This window comes from Butyrivibrio sp. (assembly GCF_017635265.1).
GTDB lineage: Bacteria > Bacillota > Clostridia > Lachnospirales > Lachnospiraceae > Butyrivibrio.
Genome location: NZ_JAGBLU010000104.1, coordinates 94,702 through 114,853, shown reverse-complemented (window position 1 = coordinate 114,853; position 20,152 = coordinate 94,702). Strand labels below are relative to the sequence as shown.

Annotated in this window: 15 protein-coding genes and 1 pseudogene; 6 read left to right on the top strand and 10 right to left on the bottom strand. The window is 39.9% G+C overall.

The genetic code is table 11. The features are described from left to right. Positions 1–48 precede the first annotated feature (48 nt). Positions 49–312 (bottom strand): NifU family protein, encoded by a 264-nt coding sequence (locus J6O61_RS12740; RefSeq protein ID WP_292213882.1) that lies wholly within the window; start codon positions 310–312, stop codon positions 49–51. A 294-nt stretch (positions 313–606) separates the two neighbouring features. On the opposite strand from J6O61_RS12740, the gene J6O61_RS12735 reads away from it, so the two are divergent. The 3 genes from J6O61_RS12735 to nadE all read left to right on the top strand — a co-directional run bounded on the left by J6O61_RS12735 (position 607) and on the right by nadE (position 3,292). Continuing rightward, the gene (locus tag J6O61_RS12735; protein WP_292213879.1) at positions 607–1,122 is read left to right on the top strand and encodes an adenylyltransferase/cytidyltransferase family protein; all 516 of its coding nucleotides are present in this window, start codon (positions 607–609) and stop codon (positions 1,120–1,122) included. 138 nt (positions 1,123–1,260) lie between these two features. Next, positions 1,261–2,466, top strand: coding sequence for a nicotinate phosphoribosyltransferase (pncB, locus tag J6O61_RS12730; protein WP_292213876.1), 1,206 nt, complete (start codon positions 1,261–1,263; stop codon positions 2,464–2,466). Between the two features lie 70 nt (positions 2,467–2,536). Further along, complete coding sequence (gene nadE / locus J6O61_RS12725) at positions 2,537–3,292, top strand: NAD(+) synthase (RefSeq protein WP_292213873.1); 756 nt, start codon at positions 2,537–2,539, stop codon at positions 3,290–3,292. An 88-nt stretch (positions 3,293–3,380) separates the two neighbouring features. Here nadE and J6O61_RS12720 read toward each other — a convergent pair whose 3' ends face one another. The 3 genes from J6O61_RS12720 to J6O61_RS12710 form a co-directional block, all read right to left on the bottom strand. Beyond that, positions 3,381–4,658, bottom strand: a complete 1,278-nt coding sequence (locus tag J6O61_RS12720; protein WP_292213871.1) for an O-acetylhomoserine aminocarboxypropyltransferase/cysteine synthase family protein — start codon at positions 4,656–4,658, stop codon at positions 3,381–3,383. Positions 4,659–4,888: 230 nt separating this feature from the next. After that, entirely contained in the window at positions 4,889–5,875 is a 987-nt protein-coding gene (locus J6O61_RS12715; protein WP_292213868.1) for a diaminopimelate dehydrogenase, read from the bottom strand. Between the two features lie 56 nt (positions 5,876–5,931). Beyond that, positions 5,932–7,524, bottom strand: coding sequence for a hypothetical protein (locus J6O61_RS12710; RefSeq protein WP_292213865.1), 1,593 nt, complete (start codon positions 7,522–7,524; stop codon positions 5,932–5,934). A 236-nt stretch (positions 7,525–7,760) separates the two neighbouring features. On the opposite strand from J6O61_RS12710, the gene J6O61_RS12705 reads away from it, so the two are divergent. After that, complete coding sequence (locus J6O61_RS12705) at positions 7,761–8,924, top strand: ATP-binding protein (RefSeq protein WP_292213862.1); 1,164 nt, start codon at positions 7,761–7,763, stop codon at positions 8,922–8,924. Positions 8,925–8,957: 33 nt separating this feature from the next. Here J6O61_RS12705 and J6O61_RS12700 read toward each other — a convergent pair whose 3' ends face one another. Then, on the bottom strand, positions 8,958–12,290 hold the full coding sequence (locus J6O61_RS12700) for a DUF5107 domain-containing protein (RefSeq protein ID WP_292213860.1): 3,333 nt from the start codon (positions 12,288–12,290) through the stop codon (positions 8,958–8,960). Positions 12,291–12,475: 185 nt separating this feature from the next. On the opposite strand from J6O61_RS12700, the gene J6O61_RS12695 reads away from it, so the two are divergent. Together J6O61_RS12695 and J6O61_RS12690 are read left to right on the top strand one after the other, a co-directional pair. Further along, the gene (locus J6O61_RS12695; RefSeq protein WP_292213857.1) at positions 12,476–13,315 is read left to right on the top strand and encodes an AraC family transcriptional regulator; all 840 of its coding nucleotides are present in this window, start codon (positions 12,476–12,478) and stop codon (positions 13,313–13,315) included. Between the two features lie 91 nt (positions 13,316–13,406). Next, a complete protein-coding gene (locus tag J6O61_RS12690; protein WP_292213856.1) occupies positions 13,407–16,118 on the top strand; it encodes a glycoside hydrolase family 2 TIM barrel-domain containing protein in 2,712 nt (903 codons plus the stop codon). A gap of 33 nt (positions 16,119–16,151) precedes the next feature. On the opposite strand, the gene J6O61_RS12685 is transcribed toward J6O61_RS12690, so the two are convergent. The 5 genes and pseudogenes from J6O61_RS12685 to J6O61_RS12665 form a co-directional block, all read right to left on the bottom strand. Next, a complete protein-coding gene (locus J6O61_RS12685; RefSeq protein ID WP_292213855.1) occupies positions 16,152–16,817 on the bottom strand; it encodes an HAD family hydrolase in 666 nt (221 codons plus the stop codon). After that, positions 16,817–17,353, bottom strand: a complete 537-nt coding sequence (locus J6O61_RS12680; RefSeq protein WP_292213852.1) for an NUDIX hydrolase — start codon at positions 17,351–17,353, stop codon at positions 16,817–16,819. The genes J6O61_RS12685 and J6O61_RS12680 overlap by 1 nt, the downstream gene beginning before the upstream one ends. A 65-nt stretch (positions 17,354–17,418) precedes the next feature. Then, positions 17,419–18,628, bottom strand: a pseudogene (locus J6O61_RS12675) (carbon starvation CstA family protein). 145 nt (positions 18,629–18,773) lie between these two features. After that, positions 18,774–19,040 (bottom strand): hypothetical protein, encoded by a 267-nt coding sequence (locus J6O61_RS12670; RefSeq protein WP_292213850.1) that lies wholly within the window; start codon positions 19,038–19,040, stop codon positions 18,774–18,776. Between the two features lie 192 nt (positions 19,041–19,232). Then, positions 19,233–20,099, bottom strand: coding sequence for an ROK family protein (locus tag J6O61_RS12665; RefSeq protein ID WP_292213849.1), 867 nt, complete (start codon positions 20,097–20,099; stop codon positions 19,233–19,235). Positions 20,100–20,152 lie beyond the last annotated feature (53 nt).

Here is a 20,152-nt window from a genome sequence, read left to right as displayed (position 1 = left end):
ACTTGAATATTCTGCAAATATCGTGCTTTCTATTTCATTCTGCGCAGCTTATGTTTCCCAAAAGAAAGGTTTCTTCCTTATTGCCTCTATTTCCACATTTTGTCCAATATCTTCTGCAATTTTGTTTTTTATCCAATTGCAGCACCTGTCCAGAATGAAGCACTTTGAGCACTCTGCCCTGAAGAGCAATGTGAGTTTGTTATCTTCAAATGAAACATACTCTACCCATCCTCCGTCTCCTTGTATCATGCCGGCTATTGTTTTTCTGATATAGTCTTCCATAATCTTCACCTCAGAATCTCTGGTTTTCATGTTACTAACAACTTCTGGCCAATAACATTTTCATCTATGTACTCCCCAAAACTTACATTTCTCCCACGAAAAAAAACTTCGCTTTTATATGATGCTCCAAATTATATTGCTATCTCAAGGACACTTTCCTATGAACGATGTGGCATTTTCTATTTTGTTAAAAATGTAAAATATGATAATTGCTTAATATTTCTATGCATTCTTGCGAGAGCCAAAATAAAATCCATTTATGCTCATAGTGTGATATGATGGTGGGGTACTTAAATTCACGTCACATATCTTTTGGAGACAGCAATGCAGAACATCGGAATTGTTTTTGGTTGTTTCATACCTATGCACAAGGGACACGAGTCCCTTATCAAAAGAGCTCTTTTAGAAAATGACAGGCTGATACTGGCTGTATGCGGATATCAGGCTGACAGGGGCAAAGATTTTCTGGACTTTTCCACCAGATTCAAAATCGTCACAAAAATGTTTCGGGATGATCCGAGAGTGATCGTTGTAAAAATCGATGATAAAAAGCTGGGGCTTGATGGCACATTCACCCACGAAAACTGGGTTTTATGGGGAAACGAACTGTTTAAACAGGCAGAGATATCGCCGGATAGTGCACACTTTAACTGGTACACCGGAGAGCCATCTTATGTAGATAAGCTTGGAAAAATTTACCCAAATCACACATTCAATCTTGTAGACAGAACCGTCATTCGTGTATCCGGAACTGAGATTCGAAATAATCCCACAATCCACGCAGATGACATCAATGAAGCCTTCAGAAATTATCTCAAAGAAACCGGCATGCTCAAATAAATCACATTATATCGACAATACGAATCAATAAATCAAAGCGTAGAGTATTAATAAATCAACATACAATATAAGTAAATTAAAATACAATAACAGTCCAAGACATAAAATAAAAAAACTACCTTCTTAGGAGAATTCACGATGCAAAACATAATTGAAAGTTTACTTGAAACAGATCTTTACAAATTTTCTATGGGGCAGGCTATTTATCACAACTTCCCTGACTATACAACAACCTGGTCATTCAAATGCAGAAATACTGATGTGAAGTTCACACCTGAAATGGTTGAAGAGATCAAACGTCAGATCTACGCTTACTGCGATCTCAATTTCACAGAGGATGAGCTTACATACCTTGCAGGCATCAAATGGATAAAAAAATCCTATGTGGATTTCCTTCGTTTATGGCATCCAAGATATGAGGATTTCACAATCGGAACTGACGCTCCGTGCGGACTTTCAATCGAGACGAACGGAACATGGCTCAACACGTCCATGTATGAGATTCCAACTCTTGCCATAGTAAATGAAGTGTACTTCCGCATGGCTTATGACTATGACGAGCTATTCTCATCATTTGAAGAGAAGCTTGATGAAAAGATCTCAATGCTAACAAGCGGCACCTACAAGATCGGTGCCTTCAGTGAATTCGGTCTCAGAAGACGCCTTTCTGCTGAAGCTCAGGAGCTTGCTGTAATGAAGCTCAAAAATGCCAAACTCGACGGCTCAATCTTTGTAGGAACTTCAAACGTATATCTTGCAAAGCTTCTTAATGTGACTCCTGTCGGTACAATGGCTCACGAGTGGATCATGTGCGTAGGTCAGGGCAATCACAAACACAATCCGGCATACTCCAACTGGTACGCCCTTGATTATTGGGTAAAAGAATATGGAATCCTTAACGGAACAGCTCTTACAGATGCAATAACAACAGATTGTTTTCTTCGCGACTTCCAGCTCACATATTCAACTCTTTTCTCAGGTGTAAGACACGATAGTGGGGATCCGTTTGAATGGGGTGAAAAAATGATAAAGCACTATGAGAGCCTTGGAATCGATCCCAAGACAAAAACTTTACTCTTTAGCGACAGCCTTGATTTTAAGCGCGCTAACGATATCTTTGCTCACTTCAACGGAAAAGCTAAGGTTGCTTTCGGAATCGGCACCTACATTGCCAACGACACCAAAGTTCCTGCCCTCAATATCGTAATGAAGACAACAGCCTGCAATGGTCAGGATGTTGCCAAAATATCAGATGTGGAAGGAAAAGGAATGTGCAAAAATCCTGCATACGTCGATTATCTTAAGAGATGCATCGACTGGAGAATGGAAAACGAAGCAATCTGATCACTCATTTTAATAACAACACGAACAATAACATGTAATAGAAGTAAAATTATATTTATAGGTGGCAAACATGAACAATAAAATGAATGACTTTGATGCAAAAAGAGAAATTGAAAATATAACAGCCTGGATCAAAGAGTGGTTTGGTAACAACGGTCCAAAAGCCAGCGCTGTCATCGGATTATCAGGGGGAAAAGACTCAACAATAGTCGCTGCTCTCTTAGTAAGAGCCCTTGGAAAAGACAGAGTTGTCGGCGTTCTTATGCCTGACGGAGAGCAAAAAGACATTGATGATTCCAAAAAAGTCGCTGAAATACTCGGCATAAAATCCTACATCGTGAACATTCATCCTGCTGTTGAAGGTGAAAAGAAAGCTTTGGAAGCAGCAGGGGTAATTCTTTCAAAAGATGCCCTGATCAACACACCACCAAGAATCCGCATGGCTACACTTTATGCCATTGCACAGTCTCTTCCAAACGGTGGTCGTGTTGCCAACACCTGCAACGCCTCAGAAGACTACGTTGGCTATTCAACAAAATATGGCGACGCCGCAGGAGATTTTAGCCCATGCTCTGACTTCCTTGTATGCCAGATGAGAGCCATAGGCGATGAACTTGGCCTTCCTTCAAAGCTCATTCACAAGACTCCGTCAGATGGACTTAGCGGAATGTCAGATGAGGACAAACTTGGATTTACCTACGATATTCTTGATAAATACGTCCTCACAGGCATCTGTGAAAATGAGGAAATAAAAAAGAAGATTGACCACCTTCACGCGATCAACCTTCACAAACTTCAAACCATTCCTACATATCGCCAGAAATAAGAAGTCAATTGAAAGTCATGGTTGACGGTTCAAGTTACAGGAACCTTCAACCATGACTTTGCATCTGCAGTTAAAATTCTTTTTTACCTTATTCCAAAGCCTGCGCGATGTCTGCAATAAGATCTGCAGAATCTTCAAGTCCACAGGAGATTCTGATTAATCCTGCAGGGATACCTGCTGCCTCAAGCTGTTCATCAGTAAGCTGACGATGCGTAGATGTTGCAGGATTAAGGCAGCATGTTCTGGCATCAGCTACATGTGTCTCAATAGCCGCAATCTTTAGCTTCTTCATGAAGCTTTCTGCTGCCGCTCTTCCACCTTCAAGTTCAAAAGAAACAACTCCACATCCACCATTTGGAAGGTATTTTTTTGCAAGCTCGTGGTACTTATCAGATTCAAGTCCCGGATAGTTAACCTTAACAACTTTCTTGTGTCCTTCAAGGAACCTGGCTACTGCAAGACCATTCTCTACATGCTTGGGCATACGAACATGAAGAGATTCAAGACCAAGGTTAAGAATAAATGCATTCTGTGGAGACTGAATGCACCCAAAGTCTCTCATAAGCTGTGATGTACATTTTGTGATAAACGCACCTTCTTTACCAAACTTCTCTGCATAAACAATTCCGTGATAAGACTCATCAGGCTGTGTGAGCCCCGGGAACTTATCTGCATGAGCCATCCAGTCAAACTTGCCGGCATCAACAATAGCTCCGCCAACTGCTGCTCCATGTCCATCCATATATTTTGTTGTTGAATGAGTAACAATGTCAGCCCCCCACTCGATAGGTCTGCAGTTTACAGGAGTTGGAAAAGTATTATCAACAACAAGCGGCACTCCATGAGCATGTGCAACTTTCGCAAATTTCTCGATATCAAGAACTGTAAGAGCAGGGTTTGCAATTGTCTCTCCAAACATTGCTCTGGTATTGTCTTTAAAAGCAGCGTTTAATTCATCTTCATCTGCATCAGGCGAAACAAAAGTAACTTCAATTCCCATCTTTGCCATTGTTACAGCAATAAGATTGAATGTTCCTCCATAGATTGATGAAGAGGCTACAATGTGACTTCCGCACTCACAGATATTGAACAGTGCAAAAAAGTTAGCTGCCTGACCTGAAGATGTGAGCATTGCTGCGCTTCCGCCTTCAAGAGCTGCAATCTTGGCTGCTACATGATCATTTGTAGGGTTCTGAAGTCTGGTATAAAAATATCCTGAAGCCTCAAGGTCAAATAACTTGCCCATATCCTCGCTGGTGTCATACTTAAATGTTGTTGACTGAATAATAGGCACCTGACGAGGCTCGCCGTTTCCCGGCGTATATCCTGCCTGTACGCATCTTGTTCCAATTCCCTGGTTGTTCATACTTCTCCTCCTAGAATTACTCTAATCTGTTTATCTGATTTAAAATATTCGGATGCTGATCCCGTAGTTCAGCAAAATACGCTTCAAACAATATCCCATTACTGTTTTCCAAAATATTTAAATGCAAGCATTGTTATGTCGTCGAACTGCGGTGCGTCCCCCACGAACTCATCTGAATACAGATCATCAATCAGCATATCCATGGCTTCTTATTTTCCATGGTTTATACCTTAAAGTAGATGTGCTCTAAGTTCTTCACCACTTTTATCTGATAAATATGCAGGTGGAATATCAAGGATTGTCTTACATCCTGTCATTCCTTCATCATTCATTCTCTTTGCAGCTCTTGCTACAGCAACTAAAACGCTTGTTGTAAATTCAGGATTGGAATCAAGCTTTAAGCTGTATTCAATAATATGATTGTGTTCTTTGTTGGCTCCGGTCTTGCCGCTTCTGAACACGAATCCGCCGTGAGCCATTCCGCTGTGATTGTGTAGCAGTTCCTCTTCACTGATAAAATGAACAGTTGTGTCATAATCAGCAAAATAGTTTGGCATTTCTTTAATCTCTTTTTCTACTGCTGCTGCATCTGCACCATCTTCAAGAACCACAAAACACTCTCTTGTGTGCTTCTGTCTTGTTGTAAGAACCGGATTCTCCCCATTTCTAACTGCCTCAAGAGCACTCTCTACAGGGATTGTATACTGCTTGGCATTTTTAACACCTTTAATTCTGCGGATTGCATCTGAATGTCCCTGTGAAACGCCCTTGCCCCAGAATGTGTAATCATTGCCATCAGGAAGAATAGCGTTTGAATAAACTCTTGCAAGTGAGAACATTCCCGGATCCCAACCACATGAAATAACTGCGACCTTTTTGCTCTCTTTAGCAGATGCGTCAACATTTGCAAAATGCTCAGGAATCCTTGCGTGTGTGTCAAAGCTGTCAACTACATTGAAAAGCTTTGCATATTCAGGTGTCTGAACAGGAAGGTCTGTTGCACTTCCGCCGCAAAGAATCATTACATCAATCTTGTCCTTGTAAGATGCAACATCATTAACAGAAACAACAGGAACTCCCTCTGTTGCAATCTTTAAAGAAGACGGATCTCTTCTTGTAAATACTGCTACAAGTTCCATATCAGGGGCTGCCTTAACTGCAAGCTCCACACCTTTACCAAGGTTTCCATACCCAAGAATTCCAATTCTAGTACTCATATACTCCTCCTGTGATATCAATTTTTATAAGTTGTACAAAACCGATTATACAACAATCAAAACTCCATCCAAAGATATTTTTTTCCATCGTTTCCAAAAAGAATACATTTTCCGATTGTTTCACGACCTTCAAGCTGCTCTTTCCAATATTCTCCAAGAGCATCAATAAGCTCGTCAGGCAGCTCACTTACTGAAGCTCCCGGTAAATACAGCGTAAACTCTTTGCCCCCATCATCAATTCCCGGAGGAGTTACATAATAGGTATGAGTCATAACTCCGGTTTTGGTTTCTTTTGTAACTTCGGTACCGGCTTCGTATTTAAGCTTCACATCCGATAATGTTACTTCAAATTCATCATCATTTATTTTCTTCTTTAAAGAAAACTTACCTGTAAATTCATTCTTTTGGGACTCATTGCCGTTTTCGTTTGTATAATCAGATGCATAATAAGACCCTTCAACTGTTCCATCGGCATTTATATGAAGAGTTGTGCTGGCATCCTCTGTATTCCTGAGAGAAAGATATATTGGGAAAAAGGCATCGCTCTCAATGAAATTATCATCATTGTAGGTTTCAATATCAGGCTCAAATAAGTATTCAAGCTCCTGCCATTCAGCATCCCCTGCATTTGCAATCTCAGGTGTAAAACCCTCCGCTTCCGCTTTTTCGCTTATAAGTTCACCCACTTCTTTTATAGAAAGAGTTTCAATTCCAACCTGATCATAAAATTTCTTTAAGGGATAATCTTCATCATATATTCCATCATCAGCCAGCAGCTTACAATAGAAATATCCTCCAAGGCCATTATCGCTTTCATAGTCGCCGCTGTACTGAGCATAACTAAACACATTATCGTTTTCATCTTCGGTGTTATTAAAGTCAAAGCTAAAGAAAACAAAGCTTCCGGGAAGTGGCATTTCAAGGTTCACGTGCTCGTCTCCATTGCCCCAGATATCTCCGGGATACTCAACATCGGAGCAATCAAAAACTGTAGTCTCATCACCGTAAATATAGTGCCATTTTCCGCCGGCATCTATATAGCTCTTTTCAAAATAGTGATTGGAAGCTCCACCTGAACCATCCCCATAAATATAGCCATACTTGCCAATTCCCACATTACTTCTGGACCAGGCTTCATTGGAATATATACATTCAAGCTTTCCGTTCATTTCTTTTATAATAAGGTATTCAGTCCAGTCATCAACGGAAGGTGTGTGAATGCAAACTGCAAGCTCTGCATTACCGTCATTGCCGCAGTCAAGGTATGCATATTCAATGCCTGTAAGCTCAATCTTGGAGCCTTCAAATTCTTCAAGGTAACTGTCAATGATAGCATTTGTAATTTCTTCAAGGGTAAGATTAAGCTCTTTATCTTTCTCAAAAGAAAAGTATGTTCCAAAGTCCATGTCCTGATTTATGTGAACTTTAGCCTTGTTTGCAAGGAAATTTTCATATGTGGCTGCTACGTCACCGGTCTCTTTTCCCTCATCGGAAACATTGGCTGTGTCTTGCTGAGCGCTATCTGAAGCAGATGCTTCAACGTCGTTTTCATTTGTTGAAGAGTCGCCGCCAACATCAGCTTGATTATTTCCGCACGCAGAAATTAATAGTGCACAGGCCAATATGACCATAATCACCTTTTTCTTCATAATTTCCTCCTTGCAATCGTTTCCATCATTTTTGTTAAAATCACTGTTTAACGTAGCCGACAGCGTAGTACCGACTACTGATATTATACTTCCTTTAATACGTTATGGCACCATTGAATAGATGAAAAAAGTGTGATAACATTCAAAGACGTTACTGCTCAGTAACAATGTAATTTTGCGTTAAAAATAATAACTCACAGACAATTTACTGATAATTATTTTATAGGTAGAAAAATATGATTTATACAAAAACAATCGAAGAAATGATCGAAGATACCAGAGATAAGCTTGTTTTTGATGTCCGCGAAGAAAGTGACTATATAAAAAGCTCATATCCCGGTGCCCGGAACATACCATGGCAGGTTTTTGCAGACCACGAAGGCGAGCTTTCAAAGGATAAGCCAATTTATCTTTTATGCTATTCAGGAAAACATTCTATAGAAATATGCGAAGAGCTTACTCCAAAGGGCTATGAAATCTATAGTATTGAAGGCGGAATCTACAGCTACTACAGATATACGATTGAGCATCAGCTTTCTGATGAGGATGAAAGAAACGACAGATGCAAAGATATAGAGCGAAGCATCATTAAAAAATTCAGACCGCAGCTTTGGAGCCAATTTACAAAAGCCATCAATGTTTATGATCTGATTCAGGACGGCGATAAAATAGCTGTCTGCATATCCGGCGGAAAAGACTCTATGCTGATGGCAAAGCTTTTTCAGGAGCTTGAAAGGCATGGCAAAAAGAACTTTGAAGTTGTATACATGGTAATGAATCCGGGGTACAACGACATCAACTATACCAATATAATCAACAACGCAAAGCTGATGCAGATTCCAATAACTGTATTTAATTCGGATATTTTTGACATAGTCGATAAGGAAACTTCCGGCTCACCATGTTATCTCTGCGCCAGAATGAGGCGAGGTGCTCTTTACAGCAAAGCCAGAGAACTTGGCTGTAATAAGATTGCACTGGGGCATCACTACGACGACGTAATCGAAACCATTTTGATGGGAATGCTGTATGGCGGACAGATACAGACCATGATGCCCAAGCTTCACAGCACAAACTTTGAAGGTATGGAACTTATAAGGCCACTTTATCTTATCCGGGAAGAAGATATCAAAAAATGGATGAACTACAACAATCTTCGTTTTATCAATTGTGCCTGCAGGCTTACTGAAAGCTGTGCAAGCTGCGGTGGTACGGATAAGGGAAGTAAGAGGGCTGAAATAAAGTCGCTTATTTCAGAGCTTCGGGAAAGAAGCCCCTATATCGAGGCCAATATTTTTAAGAGCGTTGAAAACGTTCATCTCAACGCCCTTATAGCATATAAAACCTCTGATGGAAAACGCCACCACTTTCTTGATAACTACAGCGACTACTCTGAATAATATGAGCTTTGATATCAAAAATCCGTTTTGTCTTCAGAAGATGAAGCTTGAATATATGTGAGCATTCTGATGAGTGTTATCAATTTCCAAAACTTTATTAAAGGAGTCCATTGCTTTTTGTCTTTCTCCAAGGCCAATGTATCCAAGGCCGCAAAGATAATGGCAGTGGGCTTTATTTTTTTGATCCATATCTGCATCAAATACTGACATATCCGGCATTGATACAGCAAAATAGTCCATTTTAAACTTGTCATTTAAATGCTTTTGTCCATAATCAAGAAGCTTATAAAATCTTGAATTGGCTGACTTTTTATCTCCAAGCTTTTCAAAGGCAAGTCCCTGATACAATATCATATCTGCAGGCTGGTCATAATAATACATCATCCCGGCTACTTCCATAGCTCCAAGTGTGGCTTTTTCAAAGCATTCTTTTGCTCTGTCGCTCTGACCTGAAAGCTCATAACATAATCCCAGATAGTAATAGATATGATTATCCTTTGTTCCTTCAAGTCTTCCCTCTCCCAGGTTTTCAGGATATGAAAGTGCCTCAAGGAGCATTTTTTCTGCGTCCTGTGCCTTTCCTTTTTTTATCAGTTCTTTTGCCGGCTGAAGCAAAGACACTTTAAATTGAGTTGTAATCTTACCTTCTGCGCCCTCCCAGGTTCTAAAAGAATGCCCGGTTATTTTCTTGTGAGCCTCTTCATTCATCCCCAAAGTATTTAAAAGAGTTACATATTCTGTATAGAGATCGTCTCTTTTTTCTATCAGGGCGATGTTCTCATTGTACTTTTCAAGTCTCCTTGTAAGCGGCACATTCAGTTTCTGATAAAGCTGATCAAGCTCAAGGAATACTCTTGCATCAGTCCTATCAAGGTAAAAGGCTTTTTCAAGACAGGTAAGTGCTTTATCTTTTTCACCTCTCTTATTGTAGTAAGCAATTGACAGGTTTCTAAAAACTGTCGGAAACGTGTCGCATATTTGTAAAGAAGCCTCGTACATCTCTATTGCAAGGTCAAACTGAAGCTTGTCGTAATACAGACATCCCAGATAATATCTTGCTTTTGATCCCTTGTCATCAGCAGCTATTGCCTTTTTTAACACAGCTATATCTTCAAGCTTATTGGGAAAACACAAATAAGGTGAAGATGCTTCTGCTTTTTGGTACTCAGATAAAGCGCCTTTATCATCCCCGATGTTTTCTTTGTAAGCTCCAAGATAGTAATGAATCATGGGGCTGTCGCCCTCATATAGATCAAGGACTTTGATTGCCTCCTCATAAAAACCACTTTCAGCCATATCTCTTGCCACATAAAGATACGTCTCATGAAATCCCCTTGTAAGTTTCTTAAATTCATTTATATTCTCATCAAAGTTCTTGCCGGTGCTGCTTATAGCCTTAATAAATGCCGATACAAAATCGAAGGTATCCAGCTGAAGGTTCTCTTCTATAAATCCGGCTGCATCCTTTTTTTTACCAAGCTTATACAAAATTGCAGCCTTTAATGCCCTTGCTTTGGTACTATGACTGTTTTTAATAAGCGACTGCTCTATAAATTCAAGAGCATGTTCATATTCTCTATTTCTGCAGGCAATTGCAGCAAGGTAATAGAAAGACTTTTCCTTTTGCTCATCAGTCCAGGTTGCCTTATAAAAAGCATCAAAAGCTTCGTCATATTTTTCCTGATAAAAAAGACTAAGCCCAAGGTTATAGAAGCTCTCGGAATCATATGGGTTTGGATGCATCCTTGTGAGCCTTTTTATTGCTTTTTTGAAGTACTTTTCCGAAAGCTCAAACCTTCCCCTTCTGAATAACAAAAGTCCGTAGGCGTTATTGATCCTGATATCACCCTCATCGCGCTTTAGTCCCTCAAGATAATACGGATCCGGTAAAAATGTTGCATGGCGATACTGCTCAATATGTTGACCTGCAAGGAAAAGTTCCTCATTGGTCTGAATCTTTTCCGGAGCATCAAGAGCCTTTGCTGGCTCTGCAAATTCAGGGTCTTTTTCTGCAAGTATCTTGTAGGATACGATTTCTTTTCCTGTATTTTCATCTGATAAAGTAACTTTAATAAGGCTCTTTTCAAAGGCTGTCTTCTCATCATATAAAGCTTCTTTGATAAGCTTTTTTAGGTTGAGTTCACCTTCATAGCACTTAACAGGCGAAATACAGATATCTTCTGTATAGATTATTGTCCCATCGTAAGAAATAAACAGCTTTGCTCTGTCATACTGCTCCGTGGCATAAGCACAGATATAAAGCTTTTCTTCATCTCTCACCTCTACATTCAATGCCCCATGGATACCGGCATTTTTAACCTGACCGACCTTTTTGTAGGGCATGAAATACTGCTTAAATGTCTTTTCCTCATAAGGTTTGAGCCATGAGAAATCAGGCTGGTTGTCGCAGAACATACCGGTCATAAGCTCAATATATGGGCCATCCTCATCTGTGAGATTTCTGTCCCATGCCTTTCCAAAATCGCCGCAGCCCCAGGTCCACTGCTTCTTGCCAGGTGAAACATGATGATCCGCAACATGCAAAAGGCCGGCTTCTTTCTTGTAGTCATAGCCGCCTACAAAGTCAAAATCTGATTTTTCAGCCATATAGGAAGTAGGAACCGGTATATTTTTATATCTTGAGATATCAACACCTTCGCTGTAATCGTGCTTGTAATATTCCCCCGTAGCAATCGGAAATCTTGAGACAGCCCTTTTTCCATGGTCGTAAACATTACGAACATCGGGCGGAAAAATTGACTGTGTGTAATCATTTACTGAAACAGCCGGATTTGCCCACCAAAGGAAAGTCTGCGGGAGAGGGGTTCTGTTATAGAGCTGACCTGTAATCTCAATGAAGGCTTTGCCGGGATATAGCGTGAACTTCGTGATTTCTTTTGTTCCATACATCTGATCCACGTCACCTGTTATGAGAGTCACACTTCCATCATCACCTTCAGTAATCTTATAATCCACAGGAGAATATGTAGTCGGCCTGTGATGCTGTGGCCAGTTAAATTCTATTCCTCCTGAAATCCATGGTCCTGTGAGCCCTACAAGAGCAGGCTTTATCACCCTGTTATAGTAGACAAAATCATAGTCATTGGTCTTGTCATAAGCTCTCTGTATTCTGCCTCCAAGCTGCGGAAGAATCATTACTTTTATATATTCATTTTCGAGAAAAACTGCTCTCCACTCCACGTCCTTTTTGGTTTGACTGATTTCATTGGTTGAAGGATACGGATATATTTTCCCTGTGCTTCCCTGATAAACTCTTCTTTCCAAAAACATCGGGTTCTTATCAGGCTTTCCAACTTCATATGTTGGAATTGTTACATTTTCTTCCCATATTTTTGCTGTTCCCATTATCGCTATCTCCTATAATAATGCCAGTTTATTATCTTACTTACTCATTTTTGACCTTAGAAAATTTATTATCAAGTGAAAAAAGTGATAGCTTTTTATAAAAATATTGCTCTATTGTATACATCTTTTCACGGTGCTATAATTCCACTAAACATGAAGATGAAGTTTTTTTATTGGGAGTTTTAATGAAATCAACAGAAAAATATGTATCCAACGATTCGGAATACTATTTTCATAATGCATCTGCCCTTGCACAGACTCTGTATTTTTATCCTGTGGCCGCCGGTAAATTCACTTATCTTCCGGGTTATGAACTGAGCCGTGAGAGATATGACAGTTTTCTGCTGATAATCCTTGAATCCGGCAAACTTGATGTCAATATTCCTGGAAAAGAGCTAACTGTATATCCCGGTCAGATTTTATTGATAAATTGCTACGAGCCCCACTCCTATAAAGCTCACGAAAAAACTACTATTTCATGGATACACTTTGATGGAAAGATGTGCACAGACTTTTATAATGCCGTGCAAAGTTCTAAAGGAAATGTGCTCACGCCCCAGAACCTGCAGTCAATAAAGAGTAACTTTTCACGAATACTAAGCGCCATGAAGGATACCAGACATGAATGTTCCGAAGGAGAATATTCCATAATGATACACACTCTCTTAAATCAGCTCATATCCTCCGAAAATACTGAAATTATCGGAAACAACGAGAATTTCCAAAGAGTACTTAGCTATATAAATGAGCATTTTACGGAAAATATTTCGCTGGATGATCTGGCAGGCGTAGCAGGCCTTACAACCTACTATTTTCTTAGAACTTTCAAGAAAAAAACAGGCGTTACGCCGCACCGCTTCATTATCGACACACGGCTTTCATCAGCAAAATATTATCTTTCCTCGACAGATATGAGTATTAGTGAAATTGCAGAAAAAGTCGGATTTAACGACGAAAGCTCTTTTTGTCAGTCATTTAAAAAGAAAAACGGCACGACACCTTTGAAATACAGAAACGGAGCATGATACTGTCCGAGGCATCTTTTAACGGGTTACAGTATCAGCTTACAACCGGAATGAGTCAGATATAAACAAGCATTCAAAAAGGAGAACATTTATGAGATACGATCTGAAAGGTAATTGGAAAATCACTGCTGATAGAGTCACCAAGGATGAGGGAATTCTTCCGGGAAGCCTTGATACCAACTGTATCGGAAATAGCGACAAAGTTGCAAAGCCCTGGCATCCCGATGTTGAAGAACGCAACAAAAACATGGATAAAGACGCCGAAACTGATCCAAGGATTAACTCAAGATTTACCAGACTTTTTACCTATGAAGGAAAGGCTTTTTTTGAGAAAGTTTTCGATATAGAGCCGGCTTCAGATAAAAGGATCTTTATTGTAGCAGAAAGATCCAGAGCTCTTTACCTAAAAATAGACGGTAAAGATATTCCGAGTGCAAGCGGATGCCTATCCACTCCATATGTTTTCGAGGTGACCAGGCTTCTTCACAAGGGTAGCACCATCACCTTTATCTGCGATAACTCATATCAGGGACTTCCATATAAAGACATAGTTTTTTCTTCTGCCGCCACAGATGAGACTCAGACTAACTGGAACGGCATAATAGGTGACATATACGTAGAAGAAAGAGACAATATCTTTTTATCCGACGTAATGGTCTGTCCCCACGAAGGCAAAATTGATGTCCGTATTGTAATAGATTCAGGTGAAAACATTTTCCCGAATGACGGCAATTATAAAGTTATTTTAAGCTGCCCGTACCTTGCTGACACAATAGAATCCGAGATCACAATTGACCCTTTGGATGATTGCACAGTCGTTGAACTCACAGACCTTGAACTTTCCGATAATTATTCAAGTCATCTATGGGACGAAGGAACAGGCAATCTCTGCGATCTTACGGTATCTCTTTTAGCCGGGGATAAAGAAGCTTCAAGGAAAAATGTAAGATTCGGAATAAGGGATTTCTCTTACGATAATGAGGGAAGGCTTACTATAAATGACAGGAGATTTTTCCTGAGGGGTGAGGCAAACTGCGCAGTATTTCCGGAGACCGGCTTCCCACCTATGGATAAAGAGTCATGGACAAAGATTCTTAAAACTTACGCATCATATGGTGTTAACTGCATGCGTTTCCACTCCTGGTGTCCACCGGAAGCTGCTTTTTCCGCAGCAGATGAACTGGGAATGATGATGCAACCTGAACTTTCTCACTGGAATCCCAGAGATGCTTTTAAGAGCAGCGAAAGCAGACAGTATTATCAGGCTGAACTACTTGAAATACTGTGGTCATACGCAAATCACCCGTCTTTTGTAATGCTTACTTTGGGAAATGAGCTGATTACAGATGATGATGGAGTTTCTTTTATGCATGAAATGCTTTCTATCGCCAAAGAGACCGATAAAACCAGACTTTACGCCTGGGGCTCCAACAATTTCTACGGTGCAAATGGCGTTGATAAAGAAAGTGATTTCTTTACCTCTGCCCGCTTTAAGGATAAACACATAAGAATGTCCGGAGTAAAGGGAATCTTCAACCGAACCTATCCCAATGGGCAAAATAACTTTTCAGATATACTTAAGGATTTAAGAAAAGAATATAACAAACCGGTTTTTGGGTTTGAAGTCGGTCAATATGAGATTTCACCTGATATGGATGAGATTGCTAAATTCAAGGGCGTAACAAAGCCTGATAATTTCAATATTGTAGCAGATAAATTAAAAGCCCTCGGCATTTCAGAAGAAGAATGGAAAAGACGCATTGCAGCTACCGGAGAATTATCTCTCATTGGATATCGCGAAGAAGTCGAATCAATCATGAGAACCCCGGAGATGTCAGGTCTTTCCCTTCTTGGCCTTCAGGATTTTCCGGGACAGGGAACTGCGCTTGTTGGAATGCTTGATTCTCATCTTGAAGCCAAAAACTTTCCTTTTGCCAAGCCTTCAAGGTTTAAAAGCTTTTTTACCGATCAGGCTCTTTTAGTGCTACTTGATCGTTATACATACAATACCGGAGATATGCTCAAGGCAGATGTTCTTTTTGCAAATTATGGTAAAGACGATTACCTTACGCCGCTAAATTATAGGCTTGTAGAGTCCGGAGCTTTAGACGCAGTATTTTGTCCTGCAGGTAGCCTCACAAAAATAGGCCACCTTGAGCTTCCACTTGATGGCTTTGATAAAGCAACCCGCCTTGATCTGATTGTAAAACTTGAAGGAACAGAAATTGAAAACAGTTATCCTATATGGATTTATCCTGACAATAAACCTGTTTGCCCTGATGATATTTATGAGACTGAAAGTTTTGATGAAAAAGCTGTACAAATCCTGAAAAATGGCGGAAAGGTATATCTTACTCCCCATTCAACAATTGAAGCTCTGCCTCATTCAGCCAAAGCTCAGTTTTCAACTGACTTCTGGTCTGTCGGAACATTTCCAAATCAGGAAGGAACCATGGGACAGCTTATAAAAAAAGACCACCCCATATTTGAAAACTTCCCGACAGAGGAGTTTACAAATTATCAATGGTGGCCGATGGCATCAGAGCGTGCATTTATTCTTCCGTCTTACATGGACACTATTGTTACAGAAATGGATAGTTACGCAACTCTGCGCCCTATGAGTCAGCTGCTCGAAGTGCGCTGCTTTAAAGGGAAACTTATGATTTCATCCATGGGACTTCAGGATCTTCAGCAGTATCCGGAGGCCAGGGCTCTTCTTCACAGTATCTATACTTACATGGCTTCAGATCAATTTGAACCGACTATTGAGCTATCACCGGACGAAATACGTAATCTGTTCTAAGTCGTAATGCATATTATAAAAAATGCTTCATAACTAAATACTTTTAAAGTAATCAACTACTTTAATAAGATCATCACAAATAACTTCGGATAGTTCCATCATCTCATCATCTGCAGGAATCATGTCAGGGACCATGATTGGTCTCATTCCTGCAGCATGAGCAGCGCGTATTCCGTTGTAGGAATCTTCAATGGCAAAGGCATTTGCCGGAGCTATCTTCATACGACTACAGGCAAGTAAATAGATTTCAGGATTGGGCTTTGAAATTTTTACCGCATCTCCTCCGACTATTTCCTCAAAATATTCAACAAGACCTGCATCTGAAAGTTCCTGCCTCACAACAGCTTCACGGGTAGAAGACGCAACTGCACATCTGATTTTTTCTTTTTTCAGATACTCCAAAATATCTTTTACTCCAAGTTTTACAGGAAGTTTACCACCGTCATATTTCTCATGGAAAAGTCTGCTACTCTCTGATAATATCCTGTCTGAAATACCTTCTCCGAATTCTTTGGCATAAGCTTCTTCGACAATCGCTCTTGTCTGATTATTATTAGTACCAATGCATTTATCAAAAACTTCACGAATATTCTTCATTCCAAAGGCATTTGCTGCCTCCGTCCATGTATAGAGACATGCTCTTTCAGAATCGAATATGACTCCATCCATATCAAATATAACGCAATTTTTTTTATTCATCATGCGTTCACCTTATTAAGAGCATCAGTAACAATGTCAGCATGATCAAAAGCAAGCTCATCCAATGTTATAGTCTCATTATCAGCGGAAAATGAATAAGTATCGCCGGTTTTAGAAATGGTAAACCACTTGGCATCAGCAGCATCATCAGCGGCTATAGGCTTTACCTTATCTGCATCAACAACTGCAGCGAATGCAACCGAAACGGTCCAGCCCCTTGGATCTCTCCCCGGCTTACTGTAAACCCCCACAAGCGTGAGTTCTTTTGCATCCATCTTTATGCTTGTCTCCTCTTCAAGTTCCCTCGCAGCTGTATTTTCAATACACTCTCCCTCTTCAGAAAAACCTCCGGGAGTTGCCCACTTGCCAAGGCATGGGTGATTTCCTCTTCTTATCAAAAGTATTTTCTGCACATCCCCAGCCTTTGTAATTATGCAAATATCTGCTGTCAAAGATGGCTTTTTCCATCCATCAGAATTGTACTGTTTCAAAAACTCTTCTTCCGTTAATCCATTCTTATCTCTCAATTCACTCATTGTGCTTATTGTTCCTTTCAATCATACATATTGTCTAAAAATACAACATAACAATAATAACACATTTAAGCCTTCTTATTTCTTTTTATAAACGCATATACATATATTCCAAAACAAACTAAAGAAAAAAAGACTCCTGACGGATATGCTACTTTACTTTCAATGGAAAATCCTTCTTTTGCCATGAGAATATAGGTCATACTCACTGCTGACATAAAAGTTGCCGGAAGTGCAGTGATAAGTGTATAGTATCTGTTTTCCGCATAGATCAAAAGATATGCTGTTGCAATCCAAAGACTTATCATGGCAAGAGTCTGGTTGCTCCAAGAGAAATATCTCCACAATACATTGAAATCGAGCTGTGTTAAAAGAGCTCCTATGGCAAGCAGTGGAATTGTGATAATAAGACGGTTTTTTATGTTTTTTTGATCAAGACCTGTCATTTCCGCAAGAATAAGCCTTGCGCTTCTAAAGGCTGTGTCACCTGAAGTGATCGGGCATGCAATAACGCCTACAATTGCAAGAATTCCGCCAATTCCTCCAAGCATTCCTGTTGAAATATCATATACAACTCCTGACTGCCCAAGAGATGACAATGCATCATTTAATCCCTTGGTTGTTCCGTAAAATGAGACACCACCTGCTGCCCAGATCAGTGCAATAACTGATTCAGCGAGCATGGCTCCATAAAAAACTTTTCGCCCCTCCAGCTCTGAAGATATACACTTGGATATCATTGGTGACTGTGTGGCGTGGAAACCTGAAATAGCGCCGCACGCAACTGTAACAAACATATATGGCCATACCGGAAGACTATCCGGATGAAGATCTGCCAACACAATTTCAGGAATGTGGTAACCACCTTTTATAATCCCGACATATATCCCCACCGCCATGGTTATGAGTACAACGCCGAACACAGGATAGAGCTTTCCTATTATCTTATCTATAGGCAAAAGAGTTGCCAGTACATAGTATAAAAGAATTACAATTATCCAAAAATTTTCTCCGAGAGCTTTAGGCGTAAGACGTGCAATTAGAGCCGCAGGACTGTTTACAAAAACTGTACCCGTGAGAAGCAAAAGCAAAATTGAAAATATCCTCATTCCCCATTTGGCAGGCTTTCCAAGTCTTTAACGGTACAAAATCCACCCCGTCATTTATCCTGAATGCAGGAGTTTTTCTTTCGTCCGGTGAAAAAACTCTTTCAACAATTATTCCGTAAGTACAGTATCCCAAAATAAGAATAACAAATGATATCAATAATGATTTCATCTTTTCTATACCTCGTGTTTTCATAATGATCTTTATAAAACATCCCAGGTACTGTTTCCAGCTCCTGGGATGCTACAACTGTGCTATTAGCCTGGGAACTGTAACCAAATAGACTGAAAATGTACCTTTCTACAGTTCCCAATGTTTAAATAATTCTGAATTCATCAAACTGCGGATCTTCTATGAAGCCCTTAATGAGATTTAAAGGCGTTAAGCCTATTGCCTCATGATGGATCTGCTCTTTGATAACCATTTTTTCGTACGAAGATAATTCTGAATATTCAGGGTGTGCTTTTTCGTACTTTTCATTCAGCTGATCAAATAGATTGTACTCCGGATCGCCCCACGCAAATACTTCGGCTGTCTTCAAATTTGGTTTGAACGGAGAATATTGCAGCTGGCCGTTATTCATAAGCAAGTCGCTCCTTTCTCTGTTTTCATTTTAGTCCAACAATTGAAGTCTTTTTTTGAAGGATACGATTATCCCTCAACAATATTTTATCATTAATTTAAACAAAATTTCATTTTTTATTTAGATAATTAATATAAAATTTCAATTTATAATTATGATACTTTATGCCTTTAAGTTTCGCGTCTCTTACAGTCAGAGCGCATCAATTGCAAGTTTTACTGCTCCCATAATTCCCTGATCGTCATTTAAACTTGCAGGAACGATATATTCATCAATATTTTCAATTTCTTTTGTATTGATATATCCCCCAAGCTGCTCTAAAACTTTCTTCCTGATAAGCGGAAAAAGCTGCATCTGGTGCATTACTCCTCCGCCAAGGATTATAATCTGCGGACTTAAGGTCAGTATGTATGAACAAAGAGCCTGAGCTATGTAGGCACTTTCAAGTTCCCATACTTCTTCTCTATCAGCAAGTTCAACTGCTTTTTTACCCCAGCGCTCTTCTATGGCTGGTCCTGCTGCCAGTCCTTCAAAGCAAGTTCCGTGATACGGACACTTCCCCTTATATGTATCATCTTTTTCAAGTGCAAGCTTTATATGCCCCATTTCAGGATGAAGCATTCCGTGAAGAAGTCTGCCATTGGTCATGACTCCTCCTCCGATACCTGTTCCGATTGTAAGGTAAATGGCATCTGTTTTATTCCTCGCACATCCCCATGTTATTTCTCCAAGAAGTGAACCATTAACATCAGTATCAAATCCCACAGGCACGCCGAGAGCTTTTTGGAACTCTCCGACAATATCATAGTTCCTCCATTCAAGCTTTGGTGTAGATGTGATATATCCATAGGTTTTGGACTCTTTATTAAGATCTATAGGTCCAAAACAGGCAATTCCAAGACTTGCAATTTCTTTTCCTTTAAAAAAGTCAATCATTTGAGGCATGGTCTCTTTTGGCGAAAGTGTAGGAAATGATGCTCTTTCAAGGATATTTCCGTTCTCATCACCAATTGCAACTATCATCTTGGTTCCACCGGCTTCGAGTGCTCCGTATTTCATGGTAATCCCCCTTATTTTTCAGACATTTATTATATAAACTTTTTCTATTTTAG